The sequence below is a fragment of the Neomicrococcus aestuarii genome (assembly GCF_014201135.1).
GTDB classification, from domain to species: domain Bacteria; phylum Actinomycetota; class Actinomycetes; order Actinomycetales; family Micrococcaceae; genus Neomicrococcus; species Neomicrococcus aestuarii.
Window position 1 is genome coordinate 1,899,695 of sequence record NZ_JACHDR010000001.1, and the last position, 13,505, is coordinate 1,913,199.

At 59.2% G+C, this 13,505-nt stretch carries 15 protein-coding genes; 10 read left to right on the forward strand and 5 right to left on the reverse strand.

The features are described from left to right. Window positions 1–2: 2 nt before the first annotated feature. From treY to HD598_RS08555, 7 genes are all read left to right on the forward strand, one after another. Window positions 3–2,396, forward strand: coding sequence for a malto-oligosyltrehalose synthase (treY, locus tag HD598_RS08525; protein WP_183665188.1), 2,394 nt, complete (start codon window positions 3–5; stop codon window positions 2,394–2,396). Between the two features lie 3 nt (window positions 2,397–2,399). Then, the gene (gene treZ, locus HD598_RS08530; protein WP_183665190.1) at window positions 2,400–4,283 is read left to right on the forward strand and encodes a malto-oligosyltrehalose trehalohydrolase; all 1,884 of its coding nucleotides are present in this window, start codon (window positions 2,400–2,402) and stop codon (window positions 4,281–4,283) included. Window positions 4,284–4,298: 15 nt separating this feature from the next. Next, entirely contained in the window at window positions 4,299–4,682 is a 384-nt protein-coding gene (locus tag HD598_RS08535; protein WP_157103274.1) for a hypothetical protein, read from the forward strand. Between the two features lie 81 nt (window positions 4,683–4,763). Continuing rightward, complete coding sequence (locus tag HD598_RS08540; protein ID WP_183665192.1) at window positions 4,764–5,174, forward strand: hypothetical protein; 411 nt, start codon at window positions 4,764–4,766, stop codon at window positions 5,172–5,174. After that, window positions 5,165–5,893, forward strand: coding sequence for an HIRAN domain-containing protein (locus tag HD598_RS08545; protein WP_183665194.1), 729 nt, complete (start codon window positions 5,165–5,167; stop codon window positions 5,891–5,893). Before HD598_RS08540 ends, HD598_RS08545 begins: the two co-directional genes overlap by 10 nt. 82 nt (window positions 5,894–5,975) lie before the next feature. After that, window positions 5,976–6,476 (forward strand): DUF456 domain-containing protein, encoded by a 501-nt coding sequence (locus tag HD598_RS08550; protein ID WP_071894643.1) that lies wholly within the window; start codon window positions 5,976–5,978, stop codon window positions 6,474–6,476. 59 nt (window positions 6,477–6,535) lie between these two features. Next, window positions 6,536–6,751 (forward strand): helix-turn-helix domain-containing protein, encoded by a 216-nt coding sequence (locus HD598_RS08555; RefSeq protein WP_071894644.1) that lies wholly within the window; start codon window positions 6,536–6,538, stop codon window positions 6,749–6,751. Between the two features lie 48 nt (window positions 6,752–6,799). Here the strand turns inward: HD598_RS08555 and HD598_RS08560 are convergent, their stop codons facing one another. The 4 genes from HD598_RS08560 to HD598_RS08575 form a co-directional block, all read right to left on the reverse strand. Next, window positions 6,800–7,399 carry a PIN domain-containing protein gene (locus tag HD598_RS08560; protein ID WP_183665196.1) on the reverse strand — a complete coding sequence of 200 codons (600 nt, stop codon included), beginning with the start codon at window positions 7,397–7,399 and terminating at the stop codon, window positions 6,800–6,802. 39 nt (window positions 7,400–7,438) lie between these two features. Further along, complete coding sequence (locus HD598_RS08565) at window positions 7,439–7,897, reverse strand: helix-turn-helix domain-containing protein (protein ID WP_183665198.1); 459 nt, start codon at window positions 7,895–7,897, stop codon at window positions 7,439–7,441. Between the two features lie 104 nt (window positions 7,898–8,001). Continuing rightward, window positions 8,002–8,256 (reverse strand): LapA family protein, encoded by a 255-nt coding sequence (locus tag HD598_RS08570; RefSeq protein WP_221244625.1) that lies wholly within the window; start codon window positions 8,254–8,256, stop codon window positions 8,002–8,004. Further along, entirely contained in the window at window positions 8,253–8,783 is a 531-nt protein-coding gene (locus HD598_RS08575) for a MarR family winged helix-turn-helix transcriptional regulator (protein ID WP_183665200.1), read from the reverse strand. The genes HD598_RS08570 and HD598_RS08575 overlap by 4 nt, the downstream gene beginning before the upstream one ends. 62 nt (window positions 8,784–8,845) lie before the next feature. Here HD598_RS08575 and HD598_RS08580 point away from each other — a divergent pair, with 62 nt between their 5' ends. After that, window positions 8,846–10,996, forward strand: a complete 2,151-nt coding sequence (locus HD598_RS08580; RefSeq protein WP_183665202.1) for an MMPL family transporter — start codon at window positions 8,846–8,848, stop codon at window positions 10,994–10,996. Here the strand turns inward: HD598_RS08580 and HD598_RS08585 are convergent. Further along, window positions 10,993–11,460: a small multi-drug export protein gene (locus tag HD598_RS08585; RefSeq protein ID WP_183665204.1), complete on the reverse strand. Its 468-nt coding sequence runs from the start codon at window positions 11,458–11,460 to the stop codon at window positions 10,993–10,995. The two genes, HD598_RS08580 and HD598_RS08585, sit on opposite strands and share 4 nt — an antisense overlap. Before the next feature lie 142 nt (window positions 11,461–11,602). Here HD598_RS08585 and HD598_RS08590 point away from each other — a divergent pair, with 142 nt between their 5' ends. Both HD598_RS08590 and HD598_RS08595 read left to right on the forward strand, forming a co-directional pair. Then, window positions 11,603–12,865 (forward strand): sensor histidine kinase, encoded by a 1,263-nt coding sequence (locus HD598_RS08590; RefSeq protein WP_183665206.1) that lies wholly within the window; start codon window positions 11,603–11,605, stop codon window positions 12,863–12,865. Next, the gene (locus tag HD598_RS08595) at window positions 12,862–13,464 is read left to right on the forward strand and encodes a response regulator transcription factor (RefSeq protein ID WP_183665208.1); all 603 of its coding nucleotides are present in this window, start codon (window positions 12,862–12,864) and stop codon (window positions 13,462–13,464) included. The genes HD598_RS08590 and HD598_RS08595 overlap by 4 nt, the downstream gene beginning before the upstream one ends. The last annotated feature ends 41 nt before the right edge of the window (window positions 13,465–13,505 follow it).

Consider the following 13,505-nt stretch of genomic DNA (forward strand, 5'->3'; position numbering starts at 1 on the left):
CGATGAAAACTCCCGCGAGCACCTACCGTTTCCAGATCCGCGAGAGCTTCACGCTCTTTGATGCGGCGAAGATGGTCCCGTATCTCCAGAAGTTGGGGATCGACTGGGTCTACGTGTCCCCGATCCTGACCGCGGAAGCGGGTTCGGATCACGGGTACGACGTCACGGATCCCACCACGGTGGATCCTTCGCGCGGTGGCGAGGCCGGTCTCGCGGCGCTGTCCCAGGCCGTTCATGCCGCTGGCATGGGCTTGCTCGTGGACATCGTCCCGAACCACATGGGCGTCGCCACGGCGTCCGCGAATACGTGGTGGTGGGATCTGCTCACGCACGGCCAGGAGTCGCGGTACGCGGAAGCTTTCGATATCGATTGGGCGGCCGGGGGAGGGAAGGTTCGCCTTCCGGTTCTCGGCGATAGTCCGGATGAGCTTGAGGCTTTGGAGTACGACGACGCAGCTCGCCTCGTGCGGTACTACGACAAGACATTCCCTCTTGCGCCGGGGACGGAGGCTTCCACTGCTGGTTTGGCGGAGCAGCACTACGAGTTGGTGTCGTGGCGCGAGGCCGACGCAACCTTGAACTACCGCCGCTTCTTCGGCGTCACCACTCTTGCCGGTGTGCGCGTGGAAGTTCCGTGGGTGTTCGATGAGTCCCATCAGGAGATCAAGCGTTGGTTTGATGAGGGACTCGTCGATGGGTTGCGTGTAGATCACCCGGACGGTCTCGCGGATCCTCGCGGGTACCTGGAGCGACTCAGCGAGATTACTGGCGGCGCCTACGTCTTGGTGGAGAAGATCTTGGAACCGGGCGAGCAGTTGCCCGAATCGTGGGAGTGCGCCGGAACCACCGGGTACGACGCGCTCGCCGACGTGGACCGCTTGTTTGTGGATCCGGCTGGCCGGGAGATCCTCACGGATATGGTTCCCGTGGAGCGCTACGCCGAGATGACGCATGACACCAAGCGAGCCATTGCCGATGGCCTGCTGAACTCGGAAGTGCGCCGCCTCGCGCGGCTGGTTCCCGCCGATCTGCTGTCCGGCTCTGAAGACTCGGCGAGCGCTGGTCCCGACTTCGAGTCCCTCGTGGATGCGCTCGCAGAGATCCTGGCCAGCTTCCCCGTCTACCGCTCGTACCTCCCGGACGACGGCGCAGCTCACCTCGAGCTCGCCATCCTTTCGGCCCGAGTACACCGGCCAGATTTGGCCGAAGTGATTACCGCTTTGCACGAAGCGCTCCTGCCTGCAGTGGGTGCCGACGGCGAATCGCGCGACGGTGCAGTTGTAGACGGTGCAATGAGCGAGTTGGCGCTTCGGTTCCAGCAGACCTCTGGCATGGTCATGGCCAAGGGCGTCGAGGACACGGCGTTCTACCGCTACACCCGTTTGACCTCGCTCAATGAGGTGGGCGCGGATCCGTCCGTGTTCTCGGTGGAGCCTTTCGATCTGCATTTGAAGCTTGCAAAGCGTCATCTGCAATCGCCACATTCGATGACCACGTTGTCCACGCATGACACCAAGCGGTCCGAGGACACTCGGGCCCGCATCTCCGTGTTGGCCGAGGTTCCAGCGAACTGGGCCGGAACGCTTGCCCAGTTGGAAGCCTTAGCGCCCATCGGCGACACGGCCTTTGCCGATTTGATGTGGCAAGCGCTCATTGGCGCGTGGCCCCTTTCCCGCGAGCGCGCCCACGCGTACGTGGAGAAAGCCGCCCGCGAAGCAGGCGATAGCACCACGTGGACGGACCCGGATGTTGAGTTCGAGTCCAAGATGCACGCCGCGGTGGATGCCGCCTTCGATTCCGAGGACGTCAAGAACCTGATCGAACGCGTCGTGGCCGGTGCTCAGCGTGCTGGAGATTCCAACGCACTGTCGGCCAAGCTCTTGCAGCTGACCATGCCCGGCGTTCCCGATGTTTATCAGGGCACCGAGCTCTGGGATCGGTCCCTTGTGGACCCAGACAACCGTCGCCCCGTGGACTTTGAGTTGCGGCAACGATTGCTTGCGGACATCGACAACTCGGCAACTAGTAGCACCGAAAATAGCGATGGCGAATCTGATGACAGCGAACTCGGTTTCACGAAGCTCGTCGTCGTCGCGGCAGCACTTCGTCTCAAGCGCGACCACCCCGACCTCTTCACGGGCTACGAGGCCGTGACGGTCGAAGGTACTGCCAAGGATCATGCGTTCGCGTTCGATCGTGGCGGGGCCATCACCGTCATTACGCGTTTGCCGCTCGGCCTGGACCGGATCGGCGGCTGGCAGGACACCACTCTCAAGGTGGAAGCCGGAACGTACCGTGACGAAATCTCGGGCAAGAGCGTGGAGAGCGACGGCTCTTTGCAGCTCAGCGAGGTTCTGTCCACGCTTCCGGTCGCGCTGTTGCGAAAGGTCTCCTAATCCATGTCAATCGTGTCCGTGTGGGCGCCTCACGCGCGCTCGGTGAAACTGGTCAAAGTCCACGAAGAAGGCAACGAAGCGCTGGAGATGACCCGCGCACCGGAACCTTCGGGCCGCGAACTTGATCAGCGCGGCGACGGCTGGTGGTTCGTGGAGGTCGACGCTCCATCGAGCACATCGAGCACATCGAGCGAAGCGGGTCCGCTTCGCTACGGTTTCATCGTGGAATCGGTAGCAGGAACCGCCGGCACACTCGAGACGCCTTTGCCGGATCCCCGCTCGCGCCGCCAACCGCTCGGCGTGCATGGACCTTCTGAGCGCTGGGATGCGAAGGCGTTCCGGTGGACCAACTGCGAATGGCGCAACCCCGGTCTCTCCGGCGGAGCCATCTACGAACTCCACTTGGGCACCTTCACTCCAGAAGGAACCTTGGACGCGGCCATCGAGAAACTCCCGTATCTCAAGGATCTTGGCATCACGTTTATCGAGCTGCTGCCGGTGAACTCCTTTAATGGCACGCATAACTGGGGCTATGACGGCGTCAGCTGGTTCGCCGTCCACGAGCAGTACGGCGGCCCCGAGGCGTACCAACGATTCGTCGACGCAGCCCACCACGCTGGTCTCGGCGTCATCCAAGACGTCGTCTACAACCACTTGGGCCCTAGCGGAAACTACTTGCCGCAGTTCGGCCCGTATTTGAAACCGAGCGAGGCCAACACGTGGGGCGATTCGCTCAACCTCGACGGACCCGAGTCGGACGAGGTCCGCCGCTACATCATCGACAACGCCCTCATGTGGCTCACGGACTTCCGCGTGGATGGCCTGCGCTTGGACGCCGTGCACGCCCTCAAGGATGAGCGCGCCATGCACATTCTCGAAGAGATTGCGCTGCGCGTTGATCACCTCGAGGACCGCTACGGCCACAAGTTCCTGATCGCGGAATCGGATCTGAACAATGACCGACTCATTCGCCCTAGCGAGCTCGGCGGCTTCGGCCTCGACGGCCAGTGGGACGACGACTACCACCACGCTATCCACGCCAACATCACCGGCGAATTGGACGGCTACTACGGCGACTTTGGTGGCGTAGGTGCGCTCGCCAAGACGATCACGGATGGCTTCTTCCACAACAGTTCGTGGTCCAGCTTCCGCGTCCGCCATCACGGCCGGCCTATCGACAAGAAGAACGTCAGCCCCCTCCAGCTGGTGGTCTGCATCCAAGACCACGATCAAATCGGCAACCGCGCCGCCGGCGATCGCTGGAGCCCAGCGCTTGGCCCCGATCAGCTCATCCTCGGCGCCGCCCTGAACATCCTGAGCCCCTTCACGCCCATGCTGTTCATGGGGGAGGAGTTCGCAGCGTCCACCCCGTGGCAGTTCTTCACGAGCCACCCGGAGACGGATCTCGGCGAAGCCGTCCGCTCCGGCCGCTTCGCAGAGTTCGAGCGCATGGGCTGGGACCGCGCCAAGGTTCCGGATCCTCAGGATGAGACGACGTTCCGCAACTCGGTCCTGCGCTGGGAGGAAGCAAACGAGTCCTCGGACACCGCTCACGGCACCGTGCTTGCGACCTACCGCGAGCTCCTGTCCCTTCGCAGTACGACGCCGCAGCTCACCGACCCGAGCTTCGCTTCCGTTGCGGTGGACTTCAGCGAGGAGGATCAGTGGCTCTTGCTGACGCGCGGCACCTCGTCCTCGGGGCGGGTGCATATCTTGTTCAATCTTTCCGCCCAACCGCAAGACCTCACGAGGGTGAGGGAGGCCGCTGGCTTGAGCGGCGGCGTCGTACTACAACTGTGGACTAGCCCCAACTGCGGGGGAGAAGTCAGCGGCACCGCGCCCGGGTTCAGTGTGGTGGCGTGGGAGCAATTCGCGTCAATTGAATGAGACAAGATGAATATCGTGGATCTGAGCTCCTGGAAGCTCTGGCTTGAAGAACCTGGTGGTGAGTCAGAAAAGGACTGGTTTACTGATCCGGCACACGGCGATGATCCTGAACCCGAAGATCGGTGGATGTTCAAACCAACGCGACCAGAGCGGTCTCCGGATGAAGCATCGGCCGAGTACGCGGCAAGCATTATTGCCGACCTCATCAGTGTGCCAAGCGCGGACGTACGACTAGCCGTTCTGAACGGACAAGCAGGTTGCATCTCGCGAAACGTCATTCGTACGAGAGGCCATAGCTTTTCGGAAGGCTCAGCTTTTCTCAGTGGACATGTTGAGAACTTCGACCCCAAAGACAGAAAGGCTCGAGGCCACAGCGCTGAGAACATTGTTTCGGTATAGACAACACTCGATCCTCCGGACGGTTCTTCACCAAAACTCTCTGCGATTGAAGTCTTCTGCGACTACTTGCTTTTCGATGGATTGATCGGGAATACGGATCGTCACAGTAACAACTGGGCCATCGAAGTCACTCTGGGCAAAAAGAATCGGCTCGCACCAAGTTTTGATCATGCGACAGCGATGGCAATCACCTCGCGAGGAGCCAGACGGGAGAAACTGCTTGCTGAACCGCAGGGCATCTTTGACTTTGCGGTCAAGGCCCGCGCACGTCAGTTCGAAGATGGGCAATCCAAGAGCCTGGTGGATTATGCGGCAGGCTTTTCGCGCCAGTTTGCTCCCGGTCGGCTTTCAGCGTGGGCGAGTAAACTCGAGGCACTGCGTGACGACGTGATTGAATCTCTGATTCAACAGTCCCAAATGTCTGGGCCGGCTGCTAAGTTGGCCAGTGAAATCATCAAGTGCAACCGAGAAAGGATCGTGGAGTGTCACTGATATCAACTCAATCTGAAGCGCTAAACGACTCTCGGCACATTGATTCACTGCTCGTGACGTGGCAACATCCACTATCCCGCAAGTATTTTCTTGCCGGGGTTTTAGGTAGAGATCCATCTGGGATCTATACCTTTTCCTACTACCCTCAAGTATCGGACGCTCCTGATTTCCGTCCCATCCCGGGGTTCGATAACCTCGAGAAAAACTATCAGTCTCGTACGCTTTTTCCAGTTTTTTCAACTCGCGTGATGTCGTTGAAACGGCCTGACCGGCATGACTGGTTACGCTCTTTGGGGCTCACTGAAGAAGCGACTGAATTTGAGATTCTGGGACGTTCGTTGGGTCGGAGAATTGCGGACACAATCGAGGTCTATCCAGAGCCGATCGTTGATTTCGCAAGAAAGTCCATTGAAGCAGAGGTCCCTATTCACGGGCTTCGCTATCACCCCGAAGGCGTTGGTTACGTCGATAGCGGACGACTTCAAGAAGGCGATACCGTTGAAATTCGGAACGAGCCCGAAAACGCGCACGATTCCCGAGCGCAAGCGGTATTCACAGTAGAAGGCGTGAAGCTCGGCTACATTCCGGCACCCGTTCTGGACTATTTGTCTCAATGCACTGATCGAAAATTGTCCGCCTCCGGCACAGTTGTCCACGTGAATTCCGCCCTGGCCGAGCAACATCAAAAAATTACTCTGAATGTTGTGTGGGCGTACTAGCCAGCGCATGACGCTTGTAATTTTGCGCCAGTAGTGCTTGACCGGCAAAGTTGGCGGCCCCTGTTAGTGGGAGACTAATAGCGTGGATACTCAAATCATCGTCACCATCATCGCCGGACTGCTCCTCGCGGTAGCCGCGCTCGGCACCATCTATCCGGTGCTTCCGGGCAGCATTCTGGCCATGGGCTCCTTGCTCGCATGGGCCTGGATTCTAGGCAGCACGCCCTCGTGGACCATGGGCATCATCGGCATGGCGCTGGTCGCCATCGGCTGGAGCGCGTCCGCGGTCCTGACCGGGCGAAACCTCAAACAGCAACAGATCCCCAGCAAGTCCATTGTGGTGGCCGTGGTCTGCGGCATCGTGGGCATGTTCGTCATCCCGGTGGTCGGCCTGTTTGTGGGCTTCGGCGTAGGACTTTTGGGCATGGAATTCGCGCGACGCAAGGACTTTGGGCTGGCGCTTCGCTCGGCCGGATCCGCGTTGAAGGCAACCGGTCTGGGCATCCTCGTGGAGTTCGGCATGGTGGCACTCGCGAGCTCCGCTTGGGTCATCGGCGTGATCTGGCACTTCGCGAGCCGCTAAATATCCACAAGCACTCGCTAGTGCAAGCAAAGTGATCCAAATGGGATCATAATGGGGTTATGCCACGTTTCTTGACCCTCCCCGATGTAGCCGAAATCCTCAACGTGAACCTGCCGCAAGTGCGTGCCCTCGTGCGAAGCGGCGAGCTGGTTGGCGTCCAAATTGGTGGACGTGGAATGTGGCGCGTGGAGGATGTCCAGCTTGAGGCGTACATCAAGCGCGCTTACGAAGAGACGGAAAAGCGCATCAACGCAGGGGCGGACGTCGAGGGCTAACGCTCGACACTAGTGGTGAGCGCGGGCAACGCGCATCAGCGCTTGCTCTCAGTATTTTCCGGTAGTTGCCCAGTAAGTCATGCGCTGTTTAATAAGCAGAGCGAATTCAGGCGCGCCCGCGTCAACAAGGGCTTGGTGAAGCGTCTTATTCGATGATTTTTTGGCCCAGTACTCAATTTGGCGTCGAGCCGCTTTACTAATAGCTTCGGGTCGACGCTGCGCGATGAGGCACAGCATCTCATCGGGGCGATAGATTTCGAACTCGACGTCGTCCACGGCAGGCTCAAAGTCAGAGTAGTTTGCCGTTACTAGATAATCGACTTTGCCATGTTCTGCAGCCGCAATAACGTGACTGTCTAGTGGATCGCGCACTGTGGTGAGGTGCGTTTTGGAGATCTCATAGCCTGTAATTAGTGCTGCGGGAAAAGCCTCGCACAGCCGACGACGCCACCCGCCTATTTGCTGTTCAGACCAGCCTGGGTTCGCCTTGCGCACGTGATATTGATACTCGGTCATCACATCTTCGCTCCATCTGGGCTCGATGCCGTCAACTCCGGATTCTTGACTGATGATGCAAAACCAGTCGCGAAGTGTCCTCGAGACGAGAATGTTGGCGTCCAGAAATACGAGCGTGGCCCCTTGCTGCATGCTTTCAGCTTAGGCAGTCAGGGGCCACGGATCTCGAAATTACTCTTGAAAGTCCAACGAGTCTTCGAATGCGCGAAGTTCATCGAAAGACTTCCGCTGCTTCTGCGTCCGTTGTTCAGCGAAGGCCTGAAGATCGGTTCGATCGAAGCGGGTGTGTGATCCCACCTTGTGTGAAGGAATTTCGCCGCTAGAAGCCAGCTTCATGAGCGTCGGGCGAGACATTCCAAGGAACTTTGCTGCTTCCACACTAGTGAGGGACTTTGAGAGGCGAGTTATTCCTACTGTTTCTCCGGCGGCTGCTAGGCGAAGGACAGCTTGGAGAAGTTCGCTGAGCGATTCGGGCACAGTAATCGTGTCACCTGTTGGTGATTCAATGCGGATCCGCAAGTCGTCCGGAGAAGCCTTTTCAAAATGTCGCGTGACTTCTCGGGCTTCTGTGCTCTGCGATGACGAAACGTCTATTGTCTGAACGCTCTGGATGTTGGAAGAGGTGGACATGGTCTACTCCTTATTGCTTGCCTCAATTGTGACACGTAACTGCAATAACTGCAATAAGTGAAATCGGCAGATGCGCAAAAGTCAGAGATGTTTGGCTTGAACCCTTATTTGCGGCGCCGGAAGCTGAACGCGCCCACTAGCCAGCCGAGTAGGAACACCACGCCCAGCGTGAGCCAGAGCGGCGAATACATTTGGCTGAAAAAGAGCTCGATGCGCACGCGCTCGCGGTTCTGCAAGATAAACACGAAAACCACCATGACCAGCGCCACCGCGAGCCACTGCTTGGCCGAAATACGGTGGAGCCACCCTGAAAAACCTGACCCCGAGTTGGGGTCCTGGACGGGGTGCTGATCGCTCATTCTTCTACCTTAGAAGCTTCTGCACTCCGGTGCACGGCGTCGACGGCTTCGCTAATAAACTCCGTTAAGAGCGCTATCTGCTCGGGGGAGTACCGATCAATCACGGTCATGAGTGACATGGCGAGTGGCATAAACATGCGCCGACCATCCTCGGCCGCTTTAGGCGTAGCTTCTAAAACAACGCGACGGCGGTCGGTTTCGCTCGCGCGGCGGGTGACGTGCCCGCTCTTCACGAGGCGATCAATGAGGGCCGTAGTGGCTGGCGTCGAGAGGTTGACGGCCTTCGCGAGATCCGTGGGACTTAGTGACTCTCCTGCGAGCGACCCCTGCATGATGGCGCGCAGGGCATACATATCCCGCTGCACCATTTTATTGTTTCCGCCCACCAGATGCGCGTAGTGATCCGAAGCGATCGTGAAATTTTGGAGTGCGTTGATCAGAGCAAACGCCTGAGGATCCGGGCGGTAGGCGCTCGGATCTTTTGGCCCACTAGCAGATGCGGGTGTCACGCTGTAATCTACTTCCATAGTAAAACTATTCTACTATCGAATAGTATCTTTCAAGATATAACCTATGAGGCGGAAGAGCAATGACTGGGAAGCACGAACTCGACCACACCAAGAGTGTGCGCGGAGATTCTCCGCAACAACTCTCAACCAAGAAAGCGTACCCACGCTGGTTGAGAATTTTCATTCCGCTCATTTTGGTTCTTGTCTGGTTCGGCGTCACAGGCGTTGGCGGCCCCACGTTCGGCAAGCTCGAGGAGGTTCAATCCAACGACCAATCCAGCTTCTTGCCAGCCACCGCCGAGGCCACCAAGGCGCTCGAAGCTCAAGAGAAGTTCCGCACCTCGAAAGCCATTCCGGCGATCATCGTTTTCGAATCTGAATCTGCGCTCTCCCCCGCCGATATCTCCAGCTTCATGACGGAGCTCAAAGACGCTGGTCTTGTGGAAGGCGAGCCCGTGGGCCCCATTCCTTCCGAAGACGGCAAGGCGCTGCAAATCGTTGCGCCATTAAACCCTGCGGGGGAGACGGATGAGCAGGTCATCGAAATTCGCGAGATGGCTGCGGAATCCGTCCCTGCAAACACCCAAGCATTCGTGACCGGTCCTGCCGGCTTCACCACTGATCTCAAGGGCGCCTTCGCTGGCATCGACGGTTTGTTGCTAGGCGTAGCCCTCCTCGCGGTGTTGGTGATCTTGCTGGTGGTCTACCGCTCGGTGCTGTTGCCGTTCGCGGTGCTCTTCACCTCGGTGGCCGCGCTGTGCGCTGCGATTGTGGTGGTCTATTGGATGGCGAAGTGGGGCTGGATCCGCCTCGACGGCCAAAGCCAAGGCATCCTCTCCATCCTGGTCATTGGCGCTGCCACGGACTACTCGCTGCTTTATGTAGCGCGTTTCAAAGAGGCGATCGCGCATGGGAAGCAACGTTTCGACGCCGCGCTCTCGGCTTGGAAACGCTCGTTTGAACCGATCGTCGCCTCCGCAGGCACTGTCACGGTGGGCCTCTTGTGCTTGCTCTTCTCAGACCTGAATTCCAACAAGGCTCTCGGCCCCATCGCCGCCTCCGGCATCATCTTCTCCGTCTTCGCCTCGTTAACTCTTTTGCCCGCGATCCTCGCACTTCTGGGTCGCAAAGCGTTCTGGCCGTTCTTTCCGAAGCCACTCGCGGACGGTGAAGACGCCCAAGGACTCTGGCTCAACATCGCCCGCTTCGTCCGCAAACACTCGCGCCCCGTCTGGATCGTCACGGCACTCGTTCTCGCGGTCGGCTGCCTCGGCATCACTCAGCTCAAGGCCGAAGGCGTCCCGCAATCAGAGCTCGTCCTCACCGCCACCGACTCCGCTGCGGGACAGAAAGCCATCGCCCGTCACTTTGATGCCGGCGCTGGAAGCCCCGCTTTCGCGATAGTGGGGGCGGCGTCGTCGTCCTCTATTGCGGACAAAATTTCAGAGGACGACGGCGTAGCTTCAGTCACGCTGCTAGCCGCGGACGGTGGGCCCGTGCGACCGGGGACGGACGCGCACGAGGTGGACGGCAAGAATCAGCTGAGCATTACGCTCAAGGACGTGCCGGATTCGCTTGAAGCCGAGCGGACAATTGTGGCGATTCGAGAGGCCGCGCATGCGATCGATCCAGATGCCCTGGTGGGTGGAACCACCGCGACCGCACTGGACACGCAGGTCACCGCTCAAGAGGACATCGTCAAGATCATCCCGCTGGTGCTTGGCGCAATTCTGATCATTCTGATGCTGCTGCTGCGCTCCGTGGTGGCGCCGCTGGTGCTGATTCTGACCACCGTGCTGTCCTACGGTGCGGCGATGGGCGTGTCAGCGTGGGTGTTCAACGGGCTCTTCAATTTCCCGGGCGCCGATCCGGCCGTGCCGCTGTTCGGGTTTGTGTTCTTGGTGGCGCTCGGCGTGGACTACAACATCTTCCTCATGACGCGTGTGCGTGAAGAAGCGCTGCGAGTCGGCACTCAGGATGGCATCACGCGCGGCTTGGCTGTTACCGGCGGCGTGATTACGTCTGCTGGTGTGGTGCTGGCCGCGACCTTCGCCGCCCTCGGCGTCATCCCGATCATGTTCATGGTGCAACTGGGATTCATCGTGGCGTTTGGTGTCCTGCTGGACACGTTCGTGGTGCGTTCGTTCCTCGTGCCCGCACTGGGGCATGAGCTTGGACGGATCCTGTGGTGGCCGTCCAAGCTGTCCCGTGAATCCAAAACCGGCGACTAGAACAGGACCGCCAACCCGGCCATCGCGAGGCTTCCAAACACGAGTCCCCAGATGACAATGGAGATGCTCTGCCAGAGGATCACTTGGCGCGGTGAGGCGCCGGCGCCAACCATCGCGGCGGACGTGATTTGCGAAGGCAACACGGTCTGGCCGATCAGCGAGACGCCCGGCACGCCCCAACGGTTGAAGAGGCGCTCGAAGCGTTCGCGCTTCTTCGACTTCTCGGCGTATGGCTTGGCGAAGCGGCCGCGGGTCTTATCGGCGAGCAGCACCAGAACGAACATGCTGATCCAGTTACCCACCACGGCGGCGGGGACCGCCAACCACAGTGGCATCCCCGCCACGACTCCAATCGCGGATCCGAAGTAGGACTCGACGAATGGAATCGCCGAAACGAGCGAGACCGCGAGGACCTGAACCCATGAATCCCACTGGCTAACGAACTGGAAAAGATGCTCCTGCATGATGACTCCTCAATGGTTGAGTTGATGTTGATATCCAGTCAATCGCGATCCCGGCCGCGCCAGTAGTGAGTTGCCGTCACCTCTTTTCGGGAGGATTTCATCAGCTGTCCCTGACAAATGTCATATGGATAGTGTGGAAGGCATGAACCGTTCCGCAATCGTCCAGCGTGGGATGAAAGCTACGTGGCTGTACACGTACATCTCCGTGCTTTTGTTGTTGGTGACCGTACTTGCGATGGTGGTGTTCTACGCCTTTGCAACGCGTGCGCCGCAATGGATGATCATCACAGTAACGCTGGCCGCCATCGCTCTTTGCATCACGCTGTCGGTGCTTTCGAATCGCTTCAAGGGTGGACTTTGGAGAGGGTATCCGCCGCTGTTTGACGCACAAGGTGATTCCTTGACGAGAGCGCTGAGCGTCCTCTCATGGGCTGCCGCGCTGATCATTTGGGCGGTGACGCTGTGGCACCCAGGAATGGTGATAGTCGGTAGTTTTCCGCTTCAAATGATGTTGTGGACGTGGATGCTGAGTGACCCCTCGAAGACGTGGCGAGCATGGGCGATTGGCGTAGTGACTGTTTTGATTGCGCATGCGCTTTTCAGCGGCTGGATTCATCAGGCCTCAGTGATGGAGATGACAAAAGAACCTCTTGTGGTGTTCTTCGTGATGGCATTTTTCCCTATCACACTGATTCTTAGTCTCTGGTTCTGGGACATCATGCGACAGCTTGAAAAGGCGCGGCATATTGAGGGCGAGCTAGCGGTGACGCGAGAGCGCCTCCGATTCGCAGCCGACCTCCACGACATTCAAGGCCACCACCTTCAGGTGATCGCACTCAAAACTGAGCTCGCCGAGCGCACTTTGGAGAAGAACCCTCACGTGGCTATGACCAATCTGCGTGAGGCCCGCGAACAGGCCAAGCTCGCCATGGAGGAGACTCGCGCGCTGGTCCACGGTTACCGCGAAGTCACCCTCGAACAGGAACTTCGCAACGCCGCCCAGGTCCTCACGTCCGCGGGCGTTGATTGCTCGGTTGAGCTCCCGGCTGACGGTTCTGCTTTCGGTTCCGTTTCCCCCGAGTACGACGGCGCAGCTTCCGTTCCCGCCCCCTCTCACCGACTCTTGGGTCACGTAGTCAGAGAAGGAACCACCAATATTTTGCGGCACTCAAGTGCTACGAAAGCGAGCATTCGGATGGTGGTGAGCGGCGGCGTCGTACGCCTGGAAATCCGGAATAACAACCCCGCGGAAGCCCCGGCTGCCGCGCAAGTTTCCGCGCATTCGGGGAATGGTATTGCGGGTCTGCGGGAGCGGGTTGTTGCGGCCGGCGGCCAATTGGAGGCGCGGCAAGAGGCAGACGAATTTGTGATGAGCGTGGCTGTGCCACAGGAGGTTTCGGCATGATTCGAGTGTTGTTGGCCGATGATGAGGACTTGATCCGCGGAGCGCTCGTGGCGCTCTTGGGGCTTGAGGACGACCTCGAAGTTGTCGCCGAAGCGCGCGACGGCGTGGAAGCGATAGCGTTGGCGCGCGAGTTTCAGCCGGATGTGTGCGTGCTGGATTTGGAAATGCCGAATGCCGACGGGATCGAGGCGGCCGCCCAGATTTCACGGTCCGTGCCCACGCGCATTGTCATGGTGACGCGGCATGCCCGGCCAGGTGTTTTGCGGCGGGCGCTGGAGAACAAGGTGTCAGGTTTCGTGCCGAAATCGACGCCCGCGCAAGAACTCGCCCGCGTTATTCGGGACGTGGCTGCCGGAAAACGGTATGTGGATTCCGAGATTGCCGCGGCTGCTCTGGCGGCCAACGATTGCCCACTCACCGCGCGTGAATTGGATGTCTTGCGACTGGGGCGTGGGGGAGAGTCCATCGCGCGGATCGCGACATCGATGGGGCTGGCGCAGGGAACCGTACGCAATTATGTCTCCACGATCTTCGCGAAACTCAACGTGGACTCGCGCCAGGAGGCAGCGCAGCGCGCGTGGGAAAACGGCTGGATCTAGGCTTCGTTTCAGTGTTTTTGAAGTCTTTTCGGCGCAGGAGT

What these genes read in the sequence shown, in the direction of transcription:
- treY (WP_183665188.1), top strand. Translation starts at nt 3, where the DNA reads ATGAAAACTCCCGCGAGCACCTACCGTTTCCAGATCCGCGAGAGCTTC.
- treZ (WP_183665190.1), top strand. Translation starts at nt 2,400, where the DNA reads ATGTCAATCGTGTCCGTGTGGGCGCCTCACGCGCGCTCGGTGAAACTG.
- HD598_RS08555 (WP_071894644.1), top strand. Translation starts at nt 6,536, where the DNA reads ATGCCACGTTTCTTGACCCTCCCCGATGTAGCCGAAATCCTCAACGTG.
- HD598_RS08560 (WP_183665196.1), bottom strand. Translation starts at nt 7,399, where the DNA reads ATGCAGCAAGGGGCCACGCTCGTATTTCTGGACGCCAACATTCTCGTC.
- HD598_RS08565 (WP_183665198.1), bottom strand. Translation starts at nt 7,897, where the DNA reads ATGTCCACCTCTTCCAACATCCAGAGCGTTCAGACAATAGACGTTTCG.
- HD598_RS08570 (WP_221244625.1), bottom strand. Translation starts at nt 8,256, where the DNA reads ATGAGCGATCAGCACCCCGTCCAGGACCCCAACTCGGGGTCAGGTTTT.
- HD598_RS08575 (WP_183665200.1), bottom strand. Translation starts at nt 8,783, where the DNA reads ATGGAAGTAGATTACAGCGTGACACCCGCATCTGCTAGTGGGCCAAAA.
- HD598_RS08580 (WP_183665202.1), top strand. Translation starts at nt 8,846, where the DNA reads ATGACTGGGAAGCACGAACTCGACCACACCAAGAGTGTGCGCGGAGAT.
- HD598_RS08585 (WP_183665204.1), bottom strand. Translation starts at nt 11,460, where the DNA reads ATGCAGGAGCATCTTTTCCAGTTCGTTAGCCAGTGGGATTCATGGGTT.
- HD598_RS08590 (WP_183665206.1), top strand. Translation starts at nt 11,603, where the DNA reads ATGAACCGTTCCGCAATCGTCCAGCGTGGGATGAAAGCTACGTGGCTG.
- HD598_RS08595 (WP_183665208.1), top strand. Translation starts at nt 12,862, where the DNA reads ATGATTCGAGTGTTGTTGGCCGATGATGAGGACTTGATCCGCGGAGCG.